21 protein-coding genes are annotated in these 24,054 nt (G+C 54.0%); 12 read left to right on the forward strand and 9 right to left on the reverse strand.

What is annotated here, in order from left to right; genetic code table 11:
• Positions 1 to 41 precede the first annotated feature (41 nt).
• The 4 genes from AC5DDB_RS18800 to AC5DDB_RS18815 all read left to right on the forward strand — a co-directional run bounded on the left by AC5DDB_RS18800 (position 42) and on the right by AC5DDB_RS18815 (position 6,196).
• The gene (locus tag AC5DDB_RS18800; RefSeq protein ID WP_491741293.1) at positions 42 to 1,025 is read left to right on the forward strand and encodes an aldose 1-epimerase; all 984 of its coding nucleotides are present in this window, start codon (positions 42 to 44) and stop codon (positions 1,023 to 1,025) included.
• Between the two features lie 163 nt (positions 1,026 to 1,188).
• The gene (locus tag AC5DDB_RS18805) at positions 1,189 to 3,942 is read left to right on the forward strand and encodes a HEAT repeat domain-containing protein (protein WP_491741294.1); all 2,754 of its coding nucleotides are present in this window, start codon (positions 1,189 to 1,191) and stop codon (positions 3,940 to 3,942) included.
• 8 nt (positions 3,943 to 3,950) lie between these two features.
• Entirely contained in the window at positions 3,951 to 4,751 is an 801-nt protein-coding gene (locus AC5DDB_RS18810; RefSeq protein WP_491741295.1) for a hypothetical protein, read from the forward strand.
• Positions 4,752 to 4,762: 11 nt separating this feature from the next.
• Complete coding sequence (locus AC5DDB_RS18815; RefSeq protein WP_491741296.1) at positions 4,763 to 6,196, forward strand: sulfatase family protein; 1,434 nt, start codon at positions 4,763 to 4,765, stop codon at positions 6,194 to 6,196.
• A 13-nt stretch (positions 6,197 to 6,209) separates the two neighbouring features.
• Here AC5DDB_RS18815 and AC5DDB_RS18820 read toward each other — a convergent pair whose 3' ends face one another.
• Both AC5DDB_RS18820 and AC5DDB_RS18825 read right to left on the reverse strand, forming a co-directional pair.
• Complete coding sequence (locus AC5DDB_RS18820) at positions 6,210 to 7,826, reverse strand: calcineurin-like phosphoesterase C-terminal domain-containing protein (RefSeq protein WP_491741297.1); 1,617 nt, start codon at positions 7,824 to 7,826, stop codon at positions 6,210 to 6,212.
• 194 nt (positions 7,827 to 8,020) lie between these two features.
• On the reverse strand, positions 8,021 to 8,767 hold the full coding sequence (locus tag AC5DDB_RS18825) for a phosphatase PAP2 family protein (protein ID WP_491741298.1): 747 nt from the start codon (positions 8,765 to 8,767) through the stop codon (positions 8,021 to 8,023).
• Positions 8,768 to 8,958: 191 nt separating this feature from the next.
• On the opposite strand from AC5DDB_RS18825, the gene AC5DDB_RS18830 reads away from it, so the two are divergent.
• A complete protein-coding gene (locus AC5DDB_RS18830; protein ID WP_491741299.1) occupies positions 8,959 to 11,196 on the forward strand; it encodes a hypothetical protein in 2,238 nt (745 codons plus the stop codon).
• A 167-nt stretch (positions 11,197 to 11,363) separates the two neighbouring features.
• Here the strand turns inward: AC5DDB_RS18830 and pyrH are convergent, their stop codons facing one another.
• From pyrH to rpsB, 3 genes are all read right to left on the reverse strand, one after another.
• Positions 11,364 to 12,125: a UMP kinase gene (gene pyrH / locus AC5DDB_RS18835; protein WP_491741300.1), complete on the reverse strand. Its 762-nt coding sequence runs from the start codon at positions 12,123 to 12,125 to the stop codon at positions 11,364 to 11,366.
• Positions 12,126 to 12,200: 75 nt separating this feature from the next.
• Complete coding sequence (gene tsf / locus AC5DDB_RS18840) at positions 12,201 to 13,037, reverse strand: translation elongation factor Ts (RefSeq protein ID WP_491741301.1); 837 nt, start codon at positions 13,035 to 13,037, stop codon at positions 12,201 to 12,203.
• A gap of 91 nt (positions 13,038 to 13,128) precedes the next feature.
• On the reverse strand, positions 13,129 to 13,866 hold the full coding sequence (gene rpsB, locus AC5DDB_RS18845) for a 30S ribosomal protein S2 (RefSeq protein ID WP_491741302.1): 738 nt from the start codon (positions 13,864 to 13,866) through the stop codon (positions 13,129 to 13,131).
• Between the two features lie 530 nt (positions 13,867 to 14,396).
• Here rpsB and AC5DDB_RS18850 point away from each other — a divergent pair.
• Positions 14,397 to 16,373: a hypothetical protein gene (locus tag AC5DDB_RS18850; RefSeq protein WP_491741303.1), complete on the forward strand. Its 1,977-nt coding sequence runs from the start codon at positions 14,397 to 14,399 to the stop codon at positions 16,371 to 16,373.
• Between the two features lie 60 nt (positions 16,374 to 16,433).
• Here AC5DDB_RS18850 and AC5DDB_RS18855 read toward each other — a convergent pair whose 3' ends face one another.
• On the reverse strand, positions 16,434 to 17,081 hold the full coding sequence (locus tag AC5DDB_RS18855; protein WP_491741304.1) for a hypothetical protein: 648 nt from the start codon (positions 17,079 to 17,081) through the stop codon (positions 16,434 to 16,436).
• Positions 17,082 to 17,291: 210 nt separating this feature from the next.
• On the opposite strand from AC5DDB_RS18855, the gene AC5DDB_RS18860 reads away from it, so the two are divergent.
• The 3 genes from AC5DDB_RS18860 (at position 17,292) to AC5DDB_RS18870 (ending at position 19,148) form a co-directional block, all read left to right on the forward strand.
• Positions 17,292 to 17,777 carry a hypothetical protein gene (locus tag AC5DDB_RS18860; RefSeq protein ID WP_491741305.1) on the forward strand — a complete coding sequence of 162 codons (486 nt, stop codon included), beginning with the start codon at positions 17,292 to 17,294 and terminating at the stop codon, positions 17,775 to 17,777.
• Between the two features lie 208 nt (positions 17,778 to 17,985).
• Positions 17,986 to 18,639: a bifunctional 4-hydroxy-2-oxoglutarate aldolase/2-dehydro-3-deoxy-phosphogluconate aldolase gene (locus tag AC5DDB_RS18865; RefSeq protein ID WP_491741306.1), complete on the forward strand. Its 654-nt coding sequence runs from the start codon at positions 17,986 to 17,988 to the stop codon at positions 18,637 to 18,639.
• Positions 18,636 to 19,148 carry an NUDIX hydrolase gene (locus AC5DDB_RS18870; protein WP_491741307.1) on the forward strand — a complete coding sequence of 171 codons (513 nt, stop codon included), beginning with the start codon at positions 18,636 to 18,638 and terminating at the stop codon, positions 19,146 to 19,148. Before AC5DDB_RS18865 ends, AC5DDB_RS18870 begins: the two co-directional genes overlap by 4 nt.
• Here the strand turns inward: AC5DDB_RS18870 and rnhA are convergent.
• Together rnhA and infA are read right to left on the reverse strand one after the other, a co-directional pair.
• The gene (gene rnhA, locus AC5DDB_RS18875) at positions 19,142 to 19,645 is read right to left on the reverse strand and encodes a ribonuclease HI (RefSeq protein ID WP_491741379.1); all 504 of its coding nucleotides are present in this window, start codon (positions 19,643 to 19,645) and stop codon (positions 19,142 to 19,144) included. The genes AC5DDB_RS18870 and rnhA overlap by 7 nt on opposite strands.
• A 40-nt stretch (positions 19,646 to 19,685) precedes the next feature.
• Positions 19,686 to 19,904: a translation initiation factor IF-1 gene (gene infA / locus AC5DDB_RS18880; RefSeq protein ID WP_166825324.1), complete on the reverse strand. Its 219-nt coding sequence runs from the start codon at positions 19,902 to 19,904 to the stop codon at positions 19,686 to 19,688.
• A gap of 213 nt (positions 19,905 to 20,117) precedes the next feature.
• Between infA and AC5DDB_RS18885 the strand changes: the two genes are divergently transcribed.
• From AC5DDB_RS18885 to AC5DDB_RS18895, 3 genes are all read left to right on the forward strand, one after another.
• Positions 20,118 to 20,291, forward strand: coding sequence for a Flp family type IVb pilin (locus AC5DDB_RS18885; protein WP_491741308.1), 174 nt, complete (start codon positions 20,118 to 20,120; stop codon positions 20,289 to 20,291).
• Complete coding sequence (folK, locus tag AC5DDB_RS18890) at positions 20,292 to 21,002, forward strand: 2-amino-4-hydroxy-6-hydroxymethyldihydropteridine diphosphokinase (protein ID WP_491741309.1); 711 nt, start codon at positions 20,292 to 20,294, stop codon at positions 21,000 to 21,002.
• Between the two features lie 160 nt (positions 21,003 to 21,162).
• Positions 21,163 to 22,608, forward strand: coding sequence for a Gfo/Idh/MocA family protein (locus AC5DDB_RS18895; protein WP_491741310.1), 1,446 nt, complete (start codon positions 21,163 to 21,165; stop codon positions 22,606 to 22,608).
• A gap of 83 nt (positions 22,609 to 22,691) precedes the next feature.
• Here AC5DDB_RS18895 and AC5DDB_RS18900 read toward each other — a convergent pair whose 3' ends face one another.
• A complete protein-coding gene (locus AC5DDB_RS18900) occupies positions 22,692 to 24,005 on the reverse strand; it encodes a DUF1501 domain-containing protein (protein WP_491741311.1) in 1,314 nt (437 codons plus the stop codon).
• Positions 24,006 to 24,054 lie beyond the last annotated feature (49 nt).

Genomic DNA, 24,054 nt, shown 5'->3' on the forward strand with positions numbered 1-24,054 from the left:
TAATAGGCCACGATCCCCAAATCTCAAATGGATTTCTCCTCATGAGTGTTGTCACAATTACCGACGCCGAAACCCAATCTTCCGCAAGAATTGCTGTCCATTTGGGATTCAATTGCTTCGAGTATCACGCTCGATTTGACCAGCAGACCGTCGATGTGCTCGATGCGGATCCGGAATTCGTCGAGGGTAAAGCCCGACCGAGCGGACATGGCATACCGCTGTTGTTCCCGTTTCCCAACCGCATCCACGACAGCGAGTTTGAGTGGGACAACCAAACCTACCGAATGTCTGCCAACGATGTGGGAGTCGATCCGAACGGGCATGCGATTCACGGGTTCTGTTTGGATCGTCCGTGGCGAGTGGTCGAACAGGGCGGCGATTTCGTCGTCGGAGAGTTCCAACTCTCAAAAGATGCTCCCGAACGGTTGGCATTGTGGCCGACGGACTTCATTATCCAGATTCGCTATAGCGTCACGGGCGGACCGCTAAGGGGCGAAGTGACGATCTCGAACCCCACAGATAAGCCGTTGCCCTGGGGGTTCGGCACGCACCCGTACTTCAAACTTCCGCTGTCTCCGGCGAGCGAGCCTTCGCGATGTCTGATCGAATCCCCCGTGACGGAAATGTGGATCACCGACAAATGCCTGCCGACCGGTGAACGTGGCCTGATTCCCGCGGACAAAGACCTCAAAGACGGTGCTTACTTCGACGTGCTGAAACTTGATGACGTCTATACCGGGCTGCAAATGGACTCAAACGGTTTGATCAGTGTGATTTACGACGAAACCGCAGGGTTGCAGGTTGCACAGCGGTGTGATCCGACATTTCGAGAGATGGTCGCGTTCACACCGGCGGATCGAGCGGCGATTTGCCTTGAGCCATACACATGCGTGACAGACGCCATCAATCTCGATCACGCCAACAGTCATTGCGAAACCGGTACCGACGCCGGTCTGCAAGTCCTGGCGGCAGGCGAAAAGACGCGACTTTGGTTCGAGATTTCGGCCGGTCCGGTCTTGGCATGACCATCGTCTCAGTTTCGGTCGAGAAACAATTCCCAATCGCGGTTTACGGTTCACCCGTGTAACTTGAATACGTTCGCGCTATAATAGGTGTCGATCTCGAACGCAACGGCAGCACAACGCGTCGTTGGAGATGGGGTCGTGAAACGTGTTGGAGAGAAAAAACGTGCGAAGAACACTCCTCACCTGCTTGGCGTTTTTCGGCGTCAATTTGACGCTCTTGACCGGAATCACGCTTGGGCAAACTGAGCCGGCAGAGGCGGTTTCAGAATCAAATGCGGAGAAGAAGCCGAGCAAGTTAGAGTCCACGCTCGAAACGTATCGGGAAATCGATGCCGAACTTGTCCGCCTGAAGTTGCTTCCTCAGCCGACCGATACCGAACAACCGGGCGTGTACATCGTGCCGAATGTGCCGTATGTCGGGTATCACTACACCAGTCAGAATGGGCAATCGGTCCGGATGCGGTATGTGGCGTTCGAATTGCTGATCGCCAATACAACTCTGAAGCCGTTGCAACTTTCCCGCGATGACATGCAATTGACGGCCGACGGACAAGCCTATGCTCAGACCGACTTGGATGGGTTTCCAAGTTACGGGTATTCGATCGGCGATGAGTACCGTAGCTTACATCAAATGCTGATGCCGAAATCGCTAGAGATTCCAGCCGGGGAAGTCGGGACTGCCGGTCTGATCTTTCACGGGATGCCGTTCGGTAGCGGTATTCCGAACATGCAATTGACTTTGAAGATCAACGACGAAGTTCGCACGTTGGATATCAATCGATTGTTTCGTGGCAAACTTCGCCTAGAAGTTTCTCGGATCGGTCCTTACGAGTGCCTGGGTGTGCTGACCGTTCATGGTGATTTGAATGGGATCAGCCTCGGAAATTTGGTGGAAGAACTCGACCGACTTGCTCAAGACAAGGTCGCCCGGGTGGTGTTGGAGTGGAAGGACGACACGCCACCGCTTGAAGGCAATCTGATGAATTGGCTGAACTACTCGCTCGGGCTGGTTGGTCAACCGGATTCGCAGCGACACAACAGTTATCCTCAGTTCCCGTCGTTGCCGACCTCGTTGCGAGTCGTACAGATCGCGAATTTGCCGAAGCGAAATCAAAGCAGTATCTCGTCGAATCTCAAGCCGTTCTATCATGAGACAAAAGCCGCCGCGTTGGTGTCGGCTTTACAAACGGCTTATGCGAAGTTGCCGACTGCAGAATTATTGGACGGTTTGCAATCGGGCGATCCCATTCTTCAAGCGGCTGCTCTTCGTGGTGGAGCCGACCGATTGCCGGAGAGTCAACTTCCGATTTTGCTCAAACTCACGGAGTCGGAAAAGGAGTCGTTGCAACAATCCGCGATCGCAGCTTTGGCAAGTCATGGAAATGAGCAGGCGATCGCAAAACTTCGCGAGATTGTGACTGATGCCAATCATCCCCATCGAGTCACAGCGATCGAAGCGCTCGTAGTATCACGGTTCGCTTCGGCCCAACAAACTCTGAAATTATTGCTAGCAACCGGAGACGAAGAAACGCAACGGGCGATCGTCGATGTGCTGGCGCAATATCCGGCGCCGATCTGGAGCGAGGCGATTTACCAATTCGCTCAGAAATTCAATACGGAGGTTGGTCGCTCGGCGTTACGGGCGTTGGCTCAGTTAGGGCATCCTGAATTGGGGACATTGCTTCGCAAGGCGCTTCATGAAGGCAACGAAAAAACGCAGCCGATCGCGTTAGAGTTACTTGCCTCTTCCCAAACCGATGGCAACAGCGAGCAACTCGTCCTTGAGTTTCTGCTCGGGCAACTGAAGGAATCGAAACTGGATTCCCGAATGACACAGATTCTCAGTCGCACAAAGGATCGGCGAGCGATTCCGCTGTTAATCAAGTACATCGACGAAAAAGAATCGAATCGACAAAACGCGATTCAGGTACTCGGACAAATCGGCGATCGGGAAGTGGCTCGACAGATTGCCGACCGGTTTTCGAAATTCGACGACAATGAAAAGCAAATAGCACTGGGAAGTTTGCAACGGTTGCAATCCGATCAACTGTTGGACTGTGTTGCTGTTGTTCTGGAGAACGCGAAGGGGCGAAGCCTCTATCGGACCGCTTGCGATATCCTGCGGAAAGACGGAACGCATCGAGCGGTGACTTTACTTGCCGGTGCTCTCGAGCAGAACGACATTGAAGAACTTTGGGAACCAGCCTCTCAAGCCCTTTGGCAGCACGGTTCTCGTATGGCTCGATCCGCACTCGAAAAAGCGGCTCGTTCCGATCAAGAGAAGAAAAGAACCACCGCGACACGTGCGTTGCAGTATCTCCGAGATCGATCACCGGCTTACCAGTACATCCGTCAGGCGCAGCATTATATTACGCAGAAGAAATACGACGAGGCTGTCGCTCAGTATGCTATCGCGTTGGCCATCGATGAAGATCTCGTTGACGGATACACCGGTCGCGGAAACGTGCGGCTGAAACAAAAAATGTACAAGCAGGCTTTCGCAAACTTTGAGAAAGCCGTCAAACTCGATCCGACCGATTCCGAAGCGGTCATTGGACAGGCCGTTGCTATGATCCATCTGGGCCAAGTCGATGACTCTCTAAAGTTTCTGGAACTCGCCGAGAAGAAAAACGAAGTCGGTGAAGATCGCAAAGAGGTCCACCTTTACAATACGGCTTGCGTTTATAGTTTGGCGGTTGAAAAATGGTTGGCGGAAGCGAAAGAGTCGCCACAGCCGACCGACGAACGCAAAATACAGCTGAATCGAGAGCGGGCTCTCGCGAAATTGAAATCGGCAGTTGAAAAGGGATTTCGAGATGCCCAACTGATCAAGGACGATGCGGACCTCAACGCCATTCGCGATTCGAAAGAGTTCGACGCGATTCTCGAATCCATCAATAATCCGCCCCAGTCTTAGGCTTTCGTGTGAACGACCGGCAACCCCCGCAGGGCGGGCTTCGATTCGAATACAACGGGGTGTTTCTCCCCGAGTATCTTTCGACCGTGTTAATTTCCGTCCCAATTTCCACACTGTTTCTCGTCACCCCGCAACTCGGTGGCCTGCGGAACTGGTTACAGAGTCCGCATATTCCGATCGCGTTCGGTCTCTACACGCTCATCGCGATCGCACTGTTGATACAAACGATTTACTCCCGGCTATTTCGTTACCACGACGTGCAGTTTCAGCCGCAGGAAGATGGTCGGGTCTTTCTGTACGCCGGGTTGCGGACCTTCGACTTGGAAGAGCTTGACTCGGTCCGGGAAACCATTGGCCGAATGTATGGACGCACGGTACGGCAAGTTGAGATCGCAGACGGTCGCGGTTGGCCGGTGCCGGTCTCGGAATGTTTGTTTCATTACGATCAATTCAAACTGACGTTAGCGAGTTTGATTCGTGGTCGCATCGAGACTGATCCCGTCTTGACCGAAGAAGCCGCAGAGAAAATCGGGAATGCATGGGCCGAGCGGCGAGAACTATTTCCACCCGCGACGTCGGCGGCTCAGTTCATCGGCCGTTTTGGTTGGCGGCTAATCTGCTTGTTGCCAGTGGCCTTTATCGATCTGCTGATCAACACGTTCTCGATCATTATTCTCAATGGACTCAAACGCGAAGAATGGATGGTGTATTCCGCGCCGCTAAGTTTGTTGTTGTCCTGCATGGTCGCGCGTTACGTTTACTTCTACCTGTTCACTAGCACCGTTCTCAATAGGCCGCTCGAAACCTAGGGAAGATTCGCATGAAGCGCTCGACTTGTCCTCTGATGGTATTGCTCGCATTTTTGTTGCTTAGTTCTTCGCGTGAAGTGCGGGCGGACGACCGTCCGAACTTCTTGATCATCATGGCGGATGATTGCACATACAACGATCTACCCGTCTACGGCGGACAGAACGCGAAGACGCCGAACATCGACGCACTCGCGTTACGTGGTTTGGTGTTTAACCAAGCGTATCTTGCGACAGCGATGTGTCAGCCGTGTCGAGCGGAGTTGTTCACCGGGCAGTATCCTTTACGGAATGGTTGTTCGTGGAACCACTCGGCAAGTCGCCCCAGTGTTAAAAGTCTGCCCGATTTGCTTCGACCGCTCGGTTATCGAGTCGGGATTGCCGGCAAAGTGCACGTCAAACCTAATGATGCATTTCCCTTCGATGCGGTCGGCGGATTCGATCCGAATTGCGTTCGTCATCCCACGCGAACTCATGACCTGGGACCAACGCGGGAGTACATCTCCGCTACCGACCATGATTCCCCGTTCTGTCTAACGATCGCCCTTGTGGAACCGCATGTGCCATGGGTGATGGGTGACGCTTCCCAGTATCCGCCGCGGAAAATCCGACTGCCTCGCAACATCGCTGACACTTCAGCGACCCGCGAACATTACTCCAACTATCTGGCGGAAATCACCTACATGGATTCCCAAGTCGGTGAGATTCTCAGTTGCTTGGAAGAGTCCGGGAACGCGGATAATACACTGGTTCTATTCACCTCAGAGCAGGGTTCCCAGTTTCCGGGATGCAAATGGACGAATTGGAACACAGGCGTGCATACTGCTCTCATTGCGAATTGGCCAGGACAAGTCGCAGCCGGTCAACGAACCGATGCTCTGGTGCAATACGCTGATATCGCTCCGACATTGATCGAACTTGCCGGCGGCGATCCGGTCCCAGACCGTGACGGAACAAGCTTTGCCAAAGTGCTGACTGGCAAATCACAGAACCATCGGGACTTCGTCTACGGTGCCCACAACAATCTCCCGGAAGGTCCACGTTATCCGATTCGTTCGGTGACAAACGGTCGCTTTCATTACATTCGCAACCTGTTGCCGGAGGAAATTTATATCGAGAAACATCTTATGGGCGGGGGGCGATTGAATAACCCATATTGGGCGACTTGGGTGGGTGTGAATCCCGTACAACGACCCGACGTCTATGAACTGACAAAACGTTACATGCGACGACCCGCCGAGGAACTCTACGACACCACCCAAGACCCCTATGAAATGAATAATCTCATCGACTCGTCTGATCACGCAGACATCCGAGATACGTTGCGAAACGAATTGGATGCCTGGATGACTTCGCTCGATGATCCGGGGGCAGCGGTCGACACCGTTGAAGCGCTAGAAGCCGCCCGGCGTGGAGGACATCTCCACGGGGCGGAGAAAAACAAATAGCGAAACGATGCAATTACTTGGCCGGCTTGCCGACCCGGAATAGTCGTCGGCTTTCGAATTGCTTGCCCGTTTCTTCGGTCGCTCGGACTTCCAGCACGTGAAGTCCGGGTTCGAGGTCGGCGGGCAACGTCGCTTTCCAAAGGTGTGTCGAGTTCTTCGGCTTCGGCAAGTCCCGCCAGTTTTTCGCCGGGAGAAGCTTTTCGTTTTCAAAGGTCTGAATGTATTTCGGATCTGGCTCGGCTGTGTGCGTCATGGATTGCCAAGGGCCGTCGGTCCCCTGACCCGATCCTGGTCGCGTGCGAATTCGCATTTCGACTTGTGTCTTCTCGGAACCGTTGAAGACATTTGCATACACGCTGGTTTCTTCGAGCTGTGTCGTCTCGATGAGATCCGGGGCGTGAATCTGCATCTGATAGTTCTTCGAACGACCCGCTGCCCGGAACTCGAACTCGTAGGTCTGTCCGTTGAACGAGACAATCGAGTAACCGTTCGGTGCACCGTCCGCCATTTGAGTATGCGGGATGCCACGTTCGTCTTTCGCTCCGCTCCACCAACTTCCGGAAACCGTCACATTGACAACGTGGTGGTGTGGTTTCGGACCATGCCAACCGTCTTTGTCGTCGATGTAAACGTGACGGTGGATATGCTCGTGAGCGGAGATCGACATCGAAAATGGTCGTTGTTCGATCAGCCGATACAATTCGTGTCGATCACGTACGTTGACGAGCGGAATGTGCATCATCAAAACGACCAGCTGATCTTCGGGAATCTGTTTCAAGTCATTGCGGATGAACTCCATTTGCTCGTCGCCGAGTCCGCCACGATATTTACCGCGTCCGTTGCCCTCGATGATCCACTCGATGTCGTCGAGCACGAGGAAGTGCACCGGACCATAGTCGAACGAGTAATACGCCGGTCCGAACACGCGTTCGAACGACTCGTCGCTTTGGCGGTCGTGTCGGGCATCGTAATTGATATCGTGATTACCGATGACGTTGTACCAGGGGATTCCCAAGACCGCGATCGCCTGTGCCTGCGGTTCGAACAAGGCAAGATTGTCGAAAGTGATATCACCCAACGTGACGCCGAAGGATGCGTCAGTGCCGACAAGTTCCTCGATCACGTCGTGCGTGATGAAGTCCACTTCCTCTTGGTTCCGTGGCTGCGGGTCTCCGAACATGATGGCTTGGAAGCTGTCAGGCTCGTCTTGTGGATAGAGCGGGAAGTCAACAGACTCCGGCAACGGGCCGGTCGGTGCAACTCCGGGGAATTTCGATTTCGGCGAACCTTCCGGTTTGTGGATGTAATAGAACTGCGGCAAATTGTTTTCAGAAAGCGGAGTTCGCCAATGTCGCGGTTTGATTACGAAGACGATGGAATCGTTGTCGATCGGCAGTTCATATCGGCCATTTTCGTCGGTCTTGACGATCGAGCGACCGTTGGAAACCCGAATATCGGCTAGTCGCGGTTCACCCTCGTCGAGTGTGCCGTTGTTGTTTTTATCGTGAAACACGATGCCGGTAGCTTTTTGAACGGGTTCGTTCTCGGATTTGGGTTCCGATTGAGCCACGCCGCCGATAAACGCGAGCATGGCCACCATCGGAACGAAAAGAATCGCAGCGATTCGCATGGTGGGTGTCCTTCAAAACAGGGAGGTCGTGTCAGTGGTGGGAACATCAACTTTCCCGAATCGCGTTGGTGGCGACGGGGAAATCCATGGGCGGTAACGTCGGGAAGACGTTGAAAGTTCGACCTGCTTATAACATTGGGGCGACAGCGGGAGCAAACAAGCCAAGAGCGGCTTGCCCGGTATTCAATGAATTTTCATCGAATCGCTGTTTTATCAGTGACCGAATCCGCGTCGGTTTCCACGGCTCCACGACTCTGCAAGTGACGGGCAATCAGCCAGCATGTTAGTGCCCAAACCAACCCAGCTGCCCAACCGGCGAAGACGTCCGTGGGGTAATGGACTCCCAGATAGACCCGGCTCACACCGACAATAATCGAAAGACTGGCGGCAACAATCAGTATGTACACCTTCAGCCGGACACGCGGAACAACAGTTGCCAACAATGTTCCAAGCGTAAGATAGACGACTGCCGACATCATCGAGTGCCCACTCGGAAAACTACTGGTCGACGTATGCGACAAATGAGGAACGACATCCGGACGAGGACGCGAGAAGAACCATTTGAGTAGAAAACTGAGAGTCACTCCGGTCGCCGATGCGACCGATAAAAACACCGCCATATGTGCTTTCCGGTCCAACCACAAGTATCCCGCGATAACGATCGTGAAGAACACCAGCCACGCGACACCGCCCAACGCGGTTGCGTCGCGACCGGTTTCTTGGACCCATTTGGGACCGATCGGCTCTGAAGGGTCGTCAGCTTGACGCATCGCCCGCACGATGTGTTCGTCGAAAGCTTGGGTGTCGCCTTCGATCACTTCGGACGCCACCGCGAAGAACCCCCATACCGCCATCAACATCAATGAAAAAGTGGCCAACACCACTGGCTCTCTTCCGCCCAGCCATCGGGTTGCCGATCGAATCCAGTTGAGAATCATCATGAGATCGTTCCAAGTTCGCGCATCTTCCCTGTCGAATTGAGGTTAATGATGCGGCGTCAAAGTGCAATGGCCGGACCGTACTGAAACTCGGCGACCATCCTGCGAATCCGATCTGGTGATAAATCCACCGATTCGCCTAAAATCTCTCGCACGGCTAATGATACTCGGCTCAGACTCGATCGAGGGATTCGATGCGAACACTCACTCTGACAACACTACTGGCTTTGACTTTGGCGACCACCGGATGTTCGTCGAATACTGATGAAACCTCAGAGACACCGAAATCCATGTCCGGCCGATGGCTTATGCGGATGACCGACCTCACAGAGGATGAGGGTTATGTCGACCGGGCCATTGTATTGTTGGAACTGTCGTCTTCGAAAACCGAGCAGACCGCGAAGGTGCTCGAAGACACCTCATTTCTCCGAAAAGTGACGGTGAAGAATCTCCATCTCGGCGAATCCCGAGTCAGTTTCGACTTGGCAGGCCGAGGCCGAACGATTCATTTCGAGGGCAAGCGAAACGGCTCCGTGATTCAAGGGAATGCAAGTTTCGGCGGCGTTCGGGTTGAGCCAGCGTGGTTAGAGTCGACGGAGAAACGCGGAATCTACGACAACGAAAAAACACCGCCATCGAAAGGACTCGAAGAGTACATCCAAGCCGAGCAGTCCAGCGGCGGCGTCTTTGATGCGGAGGGCGGCGTCTTTGATGCGGAGTATGAATTTGCGAAGAAGTATCCCAAGCGACCTTTAACACTTATGGTCTATCGTCGTTTAACGGGAACGCTCGATCAGTACGTTCTGACCGACGAAAAACTGGAAGCGTTTGTGCAAAGTTATCTCGACGCCGCTGCGGAATGGGGCGAACGCATGTTGACGGCGGCTCAACTCGATGTCGGTTGGGAACTGACCTTTCGAGCCAATAAACCCGAACTGGGCGTGCGGTATCTACGACGAGCCGACAAGAACCTCACACCGGAGATGCGAAAAGTCGTCGGTGACGATATCGACTCCGCTTTTCGCCGGGTCGATGCACTCGCCGCGTATGACAAGGCTCTCTCCGGTGACGCGGATGCGTTCCAGGAACTGCAGTCGATTCACGAGACTGCACCCCTCGAACCGATTCCGCTCTACACCGCAGCCGAGGCGGCGATGCAGCTCAGCGAAACCGACATCGCGTTGAAGTTGTATGCACGACTTGCGAGTTGGCCCGCTCTGCAAAACATGTTGTTTCGCGAGGATGTCTGGAACGCCGGGGATCGACTTCTACCGGAGAGTAAACTTCGGGAACTCTGGGTCCGCAAAAATGGAAACACAAAGGGATTGGCAGCTTATCAGCGTGCCGTCTACGAGCAATTACTCGAATTCTTAGCGGATCGAGCGGGAACGACTCCAAAGCGGACTGCCACGAAGAATCATCGGACCGCCGTGATCGAACTGTTTACCGGGACGTCTTGCTTGCCTTGTGTCGCGGCTGAATTAGCGGCCTCCGTCATCGAGCAGGAGTTCCCCCGTAATGAAGTGATCGTGTTGCGTTACCATCAGCATCTGCCAAATATCAATCCTTTGGCCACTCTGCAGTCAGCTCAACGACTTAACGCCTATGCAGGCAGCGAGATGCCAGTGCCGACACTGGTGTTGAACGGCAAAATGATCGAGTCGCCAATCAAGGGCTTTTTGTCTCGGTCCGTCGATGGTGTGCGACAATTGGGCGCAAGTCTACAGCCGATTGTCCAAGAGGAATCGAAGGTCGGTATCCGGCTATCCGCAGAGCTAGATAGTTCAAAACGGATTCAAACCGCCGCACAAGTTTCCGGGTTTGACGAAGACGACGCCGACTCGTTGCGTTTGGTCCTTGTGTTGGCAGAAGACGACCTCGACTTCACCGCAGAGAACGGCATTCGCGTTCACAATCTCGTCGTGCGGAAGATGCTCAGCGGTGTTGGCGGGATGACTGTGGTCGCCGAAGAAGTCTCGCCAATTGAACGCCCCACGATCGAGGAACTACGGACTGAACTCCTCAAGGAATTGGCGACTGCCGAGGAACGGGCGGATCAATTATTAGACGTCAAACCGACGGAACTTTCGCCATTGTGGCTTGTCGGATTCGTTCAGAATATTAAGACGATGGAGATCTTGAACGGTCAAGCGATTCCGATCGCCGGGACGGAACCGATACCGTCCGTCGCACAGGGGGAAACAAAACAACCTTCCGTCGATTTGCCGCCGCTGCCGGGCGATGCCGCAACGTCCGTAACAAGCATCCCCGAAGCACCAGCCGCAGCGCGTTCGCAACGCCCGTTGTTTCCGTCGCTTCCGATGCGAGCCGAAGCACGTCAACCGGCCAAAAAAGGTCCGGCGGTTGCAGAGGAATTGGATCGCAGCGACGAAACATCCACCGGTCCAAAACTGCTCGCACCAGGGAATTAGATCCAAGACCGTTTCAGGATCTTCTGTGTACGCATGACAGAAGACATTGTCATGAATCGGCGGCTGCTTCGGTAATGTTCGGTGTACTGCATCCGTGGTGGACGCGAAACATGCGATTGTTTCTTGTCCGCCACGAGACAGTCACTATTAATTAGCCAAAGCAGTCTCTACGAATCCTGGGTGATATCTTCGGAACGCAAAACCCGTGTGCCGATGCGTTCGCCGGAGATCACACGTTCGATGTTCCCCTCGCGTCCGTAGTTGAAGACGATGATGGGAATGTTGTGTTCCTTGCAGTGATGAATGGCTTGGGCATCCATCACTTTGAGATCTTGCTGCAAGACGTCAGTGTAGGAGATGTCCGAGTAGCGAACTGCATGCGGGTTCTTTTCGGGGTCATCGGAAAACACACCGTCGACCCGTGTTGCCTTGAGAACGACGTCCGCGTCGAGTTCTCTTGCCCGCAAAGCCGCAGCGGTGTCGGTGGTGACAAATGGGCTTCCTGTGCCGGCGGCCAAGATCACCACACGTCCTTTTTCTAAGTGCCGAACACAGCGTCGACGAATAAACGGCTCGGCTACGTTCTGCATGGGAATGGCCGATTGAAGCCGTGTCGGGACTTCGACACTCTCCAAGGCATCCTGCAATGCAAGCCCGTTGATCACAGTTGCCAACATGCCCATGTAGTGAGCCGTGGATTCCGCGACGGTAGAGTTGGTCTGTGAGAACTCGCTTCCGCGAAGAATATTGCCTCCACCGCAAACGATGGCCAGCTGAATGCCTTGCTCGACCACACGCTTAATTTGCGTGCAGATCGATTCAATTTCGCTCATACTGATGCCGCTACCATTGGAGCGACAGAAACTCTCACCACTGAGTTTCAGCAAAACCCGTTTGTACGGGCTTGAGGACTGGGCATCGTCCGACATGTCTGGCTTCCTTGAGTATCTGCGCGTAAAAACAACCGCAAGGAAGTGACTTGCGGTTGTGTGTTGAAGTCTTGCTTATCCGCCAACTCGGCTGGCGTGGAACGATTTGGCCTTGAGGCCATGTTCCGCCAAGGCTTGACTGACCGTTTTGGTGTCTTCCTTGGCGAACGGTTGCCATTCCAGCACGCCTTTTTCGGCGTAAAATTTCTTCATTTGACCATCGACGATTTTCTCGATGATGTTCTCTGGTTTGCCGGTCGCTTTGGCTTCTTCCGACAACCGAGTTCTTTCAGCTTCGACGAGTGCCGAATCGACATCTTCGACCGTCGTATATTCCGGACGCATCGCTGCGACGTGCATTGCGACATCACGGAGCACTTCAGCGTTGGCTTTGTCGCCAGTCGCTTGGAACAACACTCCGGTTTTTCCGTCGTGGTGCACGTACGCGCCAACAGGGCCTTCGAGTTTGGCGACACCAGACACCACGATTTTCTCGCGAATCTTGTTCACCATTTCTTCGAAGACTTCGTTGAGCGTTTTGCCATCGGTTCCGGGTGCAGGTTGAGCGAGCAATTCCTCGCCGGTGGTTGCGCCTGGGCCGTTGAGCAACTGTTCGACGCACATGGTCCCGAAGTTCTTCAGATCTTCGCCACCGGCAACAGGAGCGCTTTCGCATTGGATTTCGACCAATGCCCCGACGCTGCCATCCTCTTTGACGAGGGTGAAAATCCGGCCTTCGGAAGTCTCGTTGTCTGCGCGTTTGACTTTGACCTTCTCGTAGCTCTCACGCAGAATTTGGATTGCTCGTTCTTCGTCACCTTCGGCTTCGACCAACGCTTTCTTGCAGTCCATCATCGGCAGGTCGGTCTTTTCCCGCAGCGCTTTCACGGCGGCGGCGGTCACTTGGGCCATAGTCCCCGGTCTCCTTGGTCTTCGTTTATGGGTGTATGTTGCTATCGACCGGCCAATGCCGGTGAATTTGTATTGCGTCAGGCTTCAAATTTTAGAGCGATGGAACCGGGCGAGGTTCGTCATTCTCCGATTTTTTCTGCTCAGCTTGCGGGCCTTTGCCGCGTTTGATCGAGTCGGTCAGATAATCGAGCATCAGTCGAATGGACCGAATGCTGTCGTCGTTCCCTGGAATCGGCAAGTCGACGGTATCTGGATCGCTGTCAGTATCGATCAGGCCCACGATCTTGGCACCGATGATGTGTGCTTCACGGACAGCGTTTTTCTCTTTGTTCGGGTCGATGACCACCAACGCTTCCGGCATACGGTTCATGTGACGAATGCCGTTGAGGTTGCGGTGAATCTTCTTGTATTCCCGCATCAAAGTGGATTGCATCTTCTTGGAGTACGATGCAAGTTCGCCGCTTTGCTCGAGTTGCTCCAATTCTTCCAGTCGTTGCAAGCGGCCACGAATGGTCCGGAAATTGGTGAGCGTGCCGCCCAACCAACGTTCGGTCACGTACGGCATGCCGCAGGCTTCGGCTGCTTCACGAACTGGGTCGGCGGCTTGTCGCTTCGTGCCGACGAACAGAATCAGGCTTCCCTGAGCGGAGACTTGAGACAGATATTTTTGGGCTCGCAGCAACCCGCGAACTGTCTCTTTGATGTCGATGATGTGAATCAGGTTCCGACGGCCATAGATATAAGGCCGCATCTTTGGATTCCAACGGCTGGTGCGGTGGCCGTAGTGAACACCTGATTCGAGGATGTCTTGAACGTTAATATCCGGCATGGTGCAACTTTCTTGTTCCCGCTCGGGAACGCAACATCAGTCCACATGATGATCAGCTTGAATCAGCCAAATCGTGGGCTAATGGAGCAACGGACTTGGGCTTTCAAGTTGGTTCGAACCCAAGTGAAGACAGAATTGTGGGGAAATGAACCAATTTCCTCTCAGAACGAGTTCGAATCGTAGCGATTGAAGCGTCGCAGGTCAAACCTGCCGCTAGAAGGCTTATGACAAGTACGGTAAGCCGGGAATTTCGAATGGAATGGGAAATTGAGTGCTGCAATTCCTTTCCGACCATGATAAAGTCTTTGTTAAGGCGTGTGTAGTAACGGAATTCGGTGCCTCTCCGATGAGGCGAGCGATGAACATGGCAATTGGGCAACGACTGTCCGACGGTTTGGTCCACATGGATTGGCAATTCCTCGTTCAACCGTTTGATCGGAATGCCTTTTTTGACATCCCATCAGTCGTTTTCATGTTCTCGTGAAATCGGCTGGTCGACATGAATCGTCTCTTTGATATCGCAAAGAAATATGTCGGAAACGTTCATCAATTGCCCCGAGTGCAATACGCTGCTCATGGCCGATACCGGCCAGTGCCCGGCGTGTCGTCACTTGCTAGACGCGTCCAAGTTGGAAAGTGTTGATGTCTTACCGGACGACAACGTATTCAGCACGGGTGCGATTACCGAATGTCGGAATTGTTCGGAATTCAACGGGGTTGGTCTGGTCCGCTGTTGGAGTTGTGGAACATTTCTTCGCCCGGAAATCGAAGAACTCTATAACCGAATGATCGCTGAGCGTCAGCAGATCGAATACCAACCGTTGCCCGAGATCAACGCGGACGGCGAAATCGTACCCGCGTCGGAAGATGCCCTTTCCTCAGATAGTGCGCAAGGTCATGTAGCCACGGTCGAGGGAGAAACGACTTACGGCCAAGCTGTCGACGAGAGAGATCTCGAACTCGATCCGGATTATGCTGAGTTTGTCGAAAGCAATCCTGAAGACGAAGTCGGGCTAGGCGCTCGTATGGAGGCCGCCAAGAAGTCGGCTCCGCAAGAGTCGTCGGACGAAGACGAAGGCACCTATTCGCTTTCGGAAAGCCAGGACAAGACCAAAGAGGCCGAAACCTCCGAACCGGCAGTCGATACAGCGGCTAATGAGTCCGAAACGAGTGATACTGGGGAATCGTCGGAAACGACGTCAGACGCAAAATCGGCGTCGAAGAGTTCCCAACCGACGTCTGATGTGTCTCATTCGGAGGCCACCGGCGGCGACGTGTTGTTCGAAATTGCGTTGGAAGAAGAGAAGGAATCGGTCAAACAACGACGGGTCGCACGCGAACGCAAAAAACGTGGCCGACGACCTGGGCAACCTGGTGCCAAACCAGGGCCTCAACCGAACCGGCCTGTTTCTGCTAAACCGGCTGCGAAGCGTCCCCCGGCCACGCCACGTAAGTTTCCGATGTGGTTGAACGATATCCATCTTCATGAGGCGGATGTCAAGAAGATCAAGCCCAAGGCGGGAAGCCTGGCTACGCAGTTTAAAGAAGTCGATCTAGGCCTATCGTCCGAGCAAATGATCCTTGCCGGTCTGCTGAAGGCGGGCGGATTGTTTTCGCGAGGTGGGGGCGACAAAGACGAAATTCGGCAAGACTACCGAAAGTACATGGAGGTTAAACCTCCGGAACCGCCGAAGCCCGCTGCCTCGGAATCGTCACCTGAAGCCGACGAAAAACCAGCCGAAGAATCCGATCCGAAAGCCGAAGAAAAAACGGACGCGAAAGCAGAGTCATCCGAGGCCAAGGTCGACAAGAAAGCTGAAAAGAAGGCTGCCAAAGAGAAAGCTGCAGCAGAAAAAGCAGCGGAGAAAGCCGCCAAGGAAAAGGCGAAGAAGGAAGAGGAGGCGTTGCCGGTTGGTTGGCACCAGGGCATCTCGGCTGAGGATGTTCGCAAACTCAAGGTTGTTTACCCGGCCCCGTACGTACATGAATCTGCCTTCGCGGGCGCACCAATCTTCGGTGAGGGGCGAATTGGCGTGCTTCTGCCGGGAACGGATGGGATGAAGTCTCAGTATCTGTCATTCGTTCTGACGGACTTCCGCCGATTTTCGGGCGGTTTGGCGAAGCTCTTCGGTCTGAAAGACTTGGGGGTTGTCGAAGGAGTCCCTTTGAGTGACAAAACCGAGAAAGTCCAATGTCACTACAGTGAAGACGAATTCGAAGTCTTGCAGAATGAAACCCTTCCGTTCTACGAGACAGATCCCAAGTTGAATCTTGAACTTGTCGGTCGTCGCTGTGAACACTGCGGGTTGGTAGTTTCTGAAGATGCTCGACGAAAAGAGAAGATCGGCGGGCTGAACGGGAAGGGAATCGCCAAAGCGAAATGTCCGAAGTGTGAGAAGAAATTTGGTTCGATTTCTCTCTACCGCATCGCTGCTCCACCACGCCCCACCGAGAAGAGCAGCAAGAAAGACGCTGACTCGAAAGAATTCGCATCGGTCGGTGGATAAATGACGTTGGCTCGGCTCCACAGGCGGAACCGAGCCGAGATCGCAAACGGTCGGATTGAACTATTCGTCCTTTGGTTCTTCCGTCGCAGGTGGCTTAGGTTCCTCTTCGGTTTCTTCATTCGCACCGAAAGCTTCACGGAACTTGTCGAAGTTCTCGCTAACAGTTTTCTCTTTGCCAGCCATCTTCAAGTAATACACACCCTTCGGCGTTCCTAAAATGACGGCCAGCATACGGGCGTTTGGGAGGCTTTCGGTTTTGCCGAGAATCGGCGGTCCGACAGAGCGGTTGTAAGTGCCAGTCACATCGACGAACACATACTGACCTTGTTCCGCTTTCCCGATAATGATTTTCGACTTCCGTCCTTCGCCGTCAAACTGACCGACCCAACGTTCGATGTTGGCTCGAACTTGGCCGCCACCGCCAGGGAAAGAGAAGATTGCCAGTTCGACTGGCTCTTCATCGCCTTCGGCTGCGGGAATCTCGAATTGAGCAAGCCGCAGTCGACTGCTTGGTTCGGTTTGTTTCCAAGACGAAGGAATCTGCAACTCCAACCCGTCTTTATCGCTTTCTTGCCGCTTCACGACGACCTTTTCCGAGTCGGATTTTTTCTCCTCCGTTGCAGGTGCGTCTTGGGCGGTACAGGGAGGAGTCAGCAGCAACATCCCGGCAAATGCAAAAATGCCCAGGTGAGCGAGATTCGGTTTCATGTCAGCACGAACTTTCAGATTCCATACGGGTGAGTGAGACAAATTCTGTTTCGCCGATTCTCCGAGATTCAAGCACCGATTTCAAGAAGCCCGGAATGATTGTCCAAGAGCCGTCGTGTTTGTCGCAGGCCCGGTTTCCGCCCGTTGCGTGTCCCCACGTGTGGGCGTAGAATACCGCATAAGACACCGTCCTGATAAAAAGATGACACTATGGATTTCGAAAAACGGCTGCAAAAAGCCATCAACCGAGGCGAAACTACGCGACGATTACAGGCCGAGGAAAAGGCCGAGCGTGAGTTGTCCGAGGAAGAGTTGCGAACGATGCATTCGGGCTATCGGCTCGAACTTTCTGAACATATCGAAGAATGCCTGCGGAAACTCGCGGACCATTTTCCCGGCTTCACCTTCTCGACATTGGTGAGCGAAGAAGGTTGGGGAGCGCGTGTCGTGCGTGATGATCTCCGTTTTGAATCGGGACAGAAAAAGACATTGTTCAGCCGCTTTGAGTTGTTCATCCGGCCGTATAGCACCGCTCACATCGTCGAGTTGGTCGCGAAGGGAACCGTGCATAACAAGGAAGTGATGAAACAATCTCAGTATCAATTCCTAGCCGACTTCGACATGGACACTTTCCAATCCATGATCGACCAACGCGTCCTGGAGTTCGCAGAAACATACGCGTCTAAGGCGGCCTGAGTTCGTTTCAATTCGAGTTCCAAAACGCAACTCTCCATGATCTCGGCGGATTCAATCTCAACCTCCGAAACGAGGCCATCGCGGACCGCAAAGTTTCTTGAGGGTTGAGACTTGTCACTCCCAATCTTTCATTTTCTATTCCCTGAGGTATTTGGGATTTCAGGAACCGGAAACGCTCCCGGCTTGTTCCAGCTTCGAAAGTTAAAAGATGTCGCGAATTGATGATCTACAACGAGTGCTCGATCGTGGTCTGGTGGCGATCCTGCGGGCGTCTTCCGGCGAGCGTTTGGTCGAAGTTGCCGAGGCGTTGTACGAAGGCGGAATCGATGTCATTGAAGTGACATTCACGGTTCCCGGCGCTGCGGAAATCGTCGCAGAAGTTTCAAAAAAAATGGGTGACCGAGTCCTCTTGGGAGCCGGTTCGATCTTGGACACGGAAACCGCCCGAGTTGCGATCCTTGCCGGTGCGAGTTACGTGGTGGCGCCGGTCGTGAAACCCGGTGTGATCGCGTTATGTCACCGCTACGATAAACTCGTGATGCCCGGCGCATTTACACCAACGGAAGTGTTGAGTGCTTGGGAAGCCGGCGCTGACGTCGTTAAGATATTCCCTGCAGAGACCGGTGGCCCGGCACATTTGAAAGCGCTCAAAGGACCGTTGCCACAGATCCGCATGATGCCCACTGGCGGTGTTAACTTGGAGACATTGCCAAAATTCGTAGCTGCCGGCGCGTGTGCTGTCGGTTTAGGCGGCGCGTTGGTCGAAAAGTCGGCTTTGGCGAATGGCGATATGAATCGTATCCGCGATTTGGCCGGACAGTACGTGTCGGCGATGCAACGTGCCCGCGAGGAAGACGTATGACCGATCCAACCGAGGATATTTTTGATGTCGTCGATGTAGACGATCGTGTGATTCGGCAAGAACGTCGATCGGTGGTTCATCGCGAGAAGCTTCTTCATCGCGCAGTACACATTTTCGTTTTCAACTCCTCTGGCAAGCTGTTCTTGCAGATGCGATCGAAAACGAAAGACGAATATCCCTCGCGTTACACATCGTCCGCATCGGGACATGTGGATGCCGGGGAATCTTATGAGGTCGCCGCGAATCGGGAGCTGCAGGAAGAACTTGGCATTTCGGGAACGTTGGAGTTCCTCACGAAGTTGCCGGCGAGGAAAGAGTTAGCCAACGAGCACTCCGCACTTTATCGGATCACCACGGACGACACGCTAACGCTCGACTCTGACGAGATTGCAGGCGGCGACTTTTATGGCGTCGCGGAGATTGCCGGGTGGATCTTGCGAGACCCGCACAAGTTCTCGCCACCGTTTTTAGTGCTGTTCGACTGGTATCGTCGCCGGTTCGATTATTGAAGCCCGTTTTCCGCAGCCTCTTGAAACTCCAACGCGGCCGCGACAGCTAACTCGTCACAACGCTCGTTCTCCACGTGCCCATTGTGTCCTTTCACAATGGAAAAGTGCACCCGGTGTTTGGCGAGCAGTTTGTCCAGTTCTTGCCAATACTCGACATTCTTGACAGGTTTGAGCTGCTTGCCCTCTTTGCGTTTCCAGCCACGCGACTTCCAACCCGGCAACCACTCTTTGCTGCCTTTGGCGACGTAAGTGCTATCGGTGATGACCTCGACCGCGGAAAACGCTTTGAGGGCTTTGAGTCCTTCGATGACCGCGGTCAACTCCATCTGGTTGTTCGTCGTCAACGCAGCCCCGCCGGAGGCTTCTTTTTCTTTTCCACTCGCGGGATGACGAAGAATATACGCCCAACCCCCGGGACCGGGGTTTCCGCGGCAAGCTCCGTCCGTGAATAACTGCACTTCCGGCGGCGATTTCTGCGGGAAGTCGTCGTTTCCCATGTGTTCCAGTGGCTCCAGCAAGGTCGCGATTGCAGATTGCTTAGCGTTCCCGGTAAGTGATTCGCCCACGACTGAGGTCGTATGGTGAAACTTCCACGATCACACGGTCGCCCGGGACGATCCGGATGAAGTGTTTCCGCATTTTGCCCGCCACATGGGCCATTACTTCGTGTCCGTTATCGAGTTCCACGCGAAACTGCGTGTTGGCAAGTGCTTCGGTGACCTTGCCCTGAACTTCAATGGCCTCTTCTTTGGCCATATGTATGCTCTCCTTCTTCAAGAAAATATGGAACGGTGGTGTGTTTTGGCGACATCGGCCTCGCTCAGTATATCTGCGCACTCTGTGAGGATAAAGTCGGAAACATCGGCGAAGACCCGAGAAATCTTTTGACGACCCAAAAACTCGGGGTAGGGTTGTCCTAGTCGTGATGTTCGATAGACCCACTTTGTAATCCGTTCGGAAGGCGGGCTCATGCAAGCAATTTCCGCATTTCTTCGTGAAGAGCAAGCCGCGACTGCGGTTGAATATGCTGTGATGTTGGCGTTAATCTTGCTCTCGATCATCGCTGCGATTGGTCAAGTCGGAGGGGCCTCCAACTCGATGTGGGGCAACAACAATACCCAGCTAAAGAATGCCGGTTTCTGAGTGTCGACACGCTGTTTTATTGGATTCGGTGGCAATGTGGGGGATGTTCCCGCACGCTTCGAAAAGTGTTGGCACGCACTGCGCATGTCTGACGGGATCGAAGTCCTTCAAACCAGCCCGATCTACCGCTCTGTTCCAATGGGGCAATTCGCCGGCGATGCTTTCTGTAATGCCGTTGCCGAACTGAAATGCGATCTCTCGCCGCCTGAACTTCTGGCCCGTCTTCAAGAACTCGAACTTCAATTCGGCCGTCAACGAGACATCCGGTGGGGCCCACGAACTCTCGACCTGGACATTTTGCTTTTTGGCAATGAGATTGTTCAATCTCCGAGCTTGATCATTCCACATCCCGGCGTGATCTACCGACGCTTTGTACTCGACCCGCTGTCTGACATTGCAGCCTCGGTTTGTCATCCAGGTTGCAGTTGCACGATTGCGGAACTGCGTTCGCACTTGTTGAAACGACCGTTGCCCGTGGCCATTAACATTTCACCGCCCGAGCAGCGAGACCCCATCGTTCGCCTGGTGCAGTCACGGTTTCCACAGGTGGTTGTGGTCTCCGATTCGGAAGCGGCGGCGCTGACGCTCTTTGCCAATGCACTCGAAGGTTCGCCGCACGTTCTGAAGTCATCGCGTCTGGTCGACTTGTCGATTATCAACGCTGATTGGGAAGCTGCGGCGGTCGACGTTCTCTCCGCAGCACTCGGGTAGCGGTTGAAACGCAACAGTTTTTCTTGATGCGTTGCGGCCAGAGGAACATCAGTTTAGAATCGCACCGTCTTGGAATGGCTTTCACATTCACCGAGAGAAGCGGTTCTCGCTGGCCATTCCCCATCGTTCGTGGTTGATTTGTGTTTCAAGGAGTTGGCCCATGTCGCGTCTGAATCGTCGTCGCTTTCTACAAACTGCAGCCGCCACCGCCGCGGTTTCACCGTTTGTCATCTCGGGAACCAAGTCATCCGGGAACGTGATCGGTTCGAATGAACGGATCAATCACGCAGTGGTCGGGATCAACGGACGCGGGCAAAGCCACATCAGTGGATTCGGCGGCATGGACGACGTGCAAGTCGTTTGCCTTGTCGATCCTGATACACGGTTGTTCGACGCTCGGTCGAAGTCGGTCGAGAAGCACGAAGGCAAAGCCCCGAAGTGTGTGCAAGACGTGCGAGTCGCTCTCGAAGACAAAAACATCGACACGATTTCCATCGCCACACCGAATCACTTGCATTCGTTGATCAGCATTTGGGGATGCCAGGCGGGGAAAGATGTTTACGTTGAAAAACCGCTAAGTCACAACGTCTTCGAAGGTCGGCAACTTGTCAAAGCGGCAAAGAAGTACGATCGCATCGTGCAGCACGGCACGCAGAACCGCTCGAGCCAAGGCTTGGCGAACGTGATCGCCGCCGTGCAATCCGGGCGGTACGGGAAACTCACGGTGTCCAAAGGATACTGCTGCAAACCACGTTGGAGCATCGGCACGAAACCTGTCTCCGCACCGCCGCAGGGCTTGGATTTTGATCTCTGGCTCGGACCGGCTCAGAAGCACGACTACCATGGCAACCTCGTCCATTACAACTGGCATTGGTTCTGGGAATTTGGGAACGGAGACACCGGAAACCAAGGCGTTCACGAAATTGACGTCGCCCGCTGGGCCATTCCGAATGCGACACTGCCCACCAAAGTTTGGAGCCTTGGCGGTCGGTTTGCCTATGAGGATCAAGGCGAAACGCCGAACACGCAAGTCACTGTGTTCGAGTATGGCGACGTGAAACTGCTGTTCGAAACCCGCGGGCTGGTCGGGAAGTACAACCAAGATCGCATGGTCACGAACGAGTTCTTCACGACCGAGGGCAAAATCTCCAAAGACGGAACCTTCACACCGAACGGTGGCGGAAAAAGTGAGAAGGTAAAAGTCGACGAAGACGATCAGCGTGAGAAAGTGACCTCAGGCGGACCGTTCGGTAGCTTTATCACCGCTGTTCGCAGCCGGAAGAATTCGGATCTGAACTGCGATGCTGAAGTCGGGCACTATTCAAGTGCACTTTGCCACTTGGCGAATATCTCGTATCGACTTGGCAAACCGGTCCCGTTCAACGGTCGAACTAAAGGTCTCGGCGAGAACCAACAAGTACGCGAAAGTTTGGAAGCCGTCCGCGAAAACTTGACGGCCGTCGGCGTACCACTCGAGGAAACCGAATACCTGCTCGGTCGCGAATTAGCCTTCGATCCCAAGACCGAGAAATTTGACGACCCCGCCGCCAACGAAATGCTCACCCGAGCTTACCGGGAACCATTTGTGGTTCCAGAAAATGTTTAGCTTCACGCGACCAATGAGAAAAGCCCCGGAATTCGATTCCGGGGCTTCTTTTTGTTGCTGTCAGTTTTGCGATCAGTGTTCGACTATGAGAACAGTTGATCGAGCACGGTGCCTTCGCGAACGATCATCACCGGGCGACCGGTGTTCGTATTGTACTCGTGAGTGTGGTCGATCCCGAGAGCGTGATAGAACGAGGCAGCCACATCGTCGGGAGTGATGGCATCGTTCAATGGCTGCGTGGCTTTGTCATCACTTTCGCCGACCACTTGACCACCTTTCACACCGCCACCCGCCATCAGCATGAACATGCAACGAGGGTAGTGATCGCGTCCGCCAGGATCACTGCGGTTGTTGAGTTTCGGCGTGCGACCGAATTCCCCGGTAACGTAAACCACCGTGGAATCGAGCAACCCTTTCTGAGCCAGACCGTTGAACAAAGCCGCTAACCCGGTGTCGAGTGTAGGCAGCAAGTTGTTTTCCAGACGATCGAAGTTGTTTTGGTGCGTGTCCCAACCGCCGAGGCTCATCGAGACAAACTTCACACCTGCTTCGACTAGTCGAGTTGCGAGTAAGCAGCTCATGCCGAAGGCTTCGTCACCAAACGGAGCCGAGAACGCAGGGCTTTCCTTGCTGATGTCGAAGGCTTCGCGAGCGCGTTTCGAGGTGATCATTGCGTGGGCTTGTTCGCTGAACCGATCCAACCCGTCAAGCAGTTGGCTGTTCTTTTCATAGCCTGCGAACGTCGTGTCGAGTTCCCGCAACAGGCCGGTGCGTTTTTCGACTTCGTTGACGGTTAAGCCGTTACCCAATGACACACCCCGCACGCTGTACGGCGCACCGGCACGTGGTGTGGAACCAGTTACGAGCGGTGCATAACGCACGCCGAGATAACCCGGTTTTTGTTGCGTGTTGTTTCCCACCGCGACGAACGAGGGCAGATCGTTCGGCAAATTTTTCGTCTGCTTGGTCACCACCGAACCGTATCCAGGGAACTCCAGTGATGGCAACGGACGATTCCCGGTATTGACGTATTCGGTCCCCAATTGGTGGGCACCAAGCGTGTGGGAGACGCCCCGCAAAATCGCGAACTTGTCGGCACACTTTGCGAGTTTCGGTAGGTGTTCGCAGAACTCGACACCAGGAGCATTGGTGGCAATCGGATTGAACAACCCACGATATTCATCGGGAGCGTTCGGTTTCAGGTCGAACGTGTCCATGTGCGACGGACCACCGTTCAGGTTGATGAAAATCGCCGACTTCGCCGGTGCATTTCCGCGAACTTCACCAGCTTCGGCCATTCGCAGATAGCTGGCCAAGCTGAGCCCAGTTGTTCCGAGCACACCGGCTTTCAAGAAGTCACGACGTCGAAGACCGTCGCAGTTGAGATGTTTCGCCATGAGAGAAGCCCTTTGATTGGAAGAGTTGGAAAGAGATTTCGAGGAATTG

The sequence above is a fragment of the Thalassoroseus sp. genome (assembly GCF_984380535.1).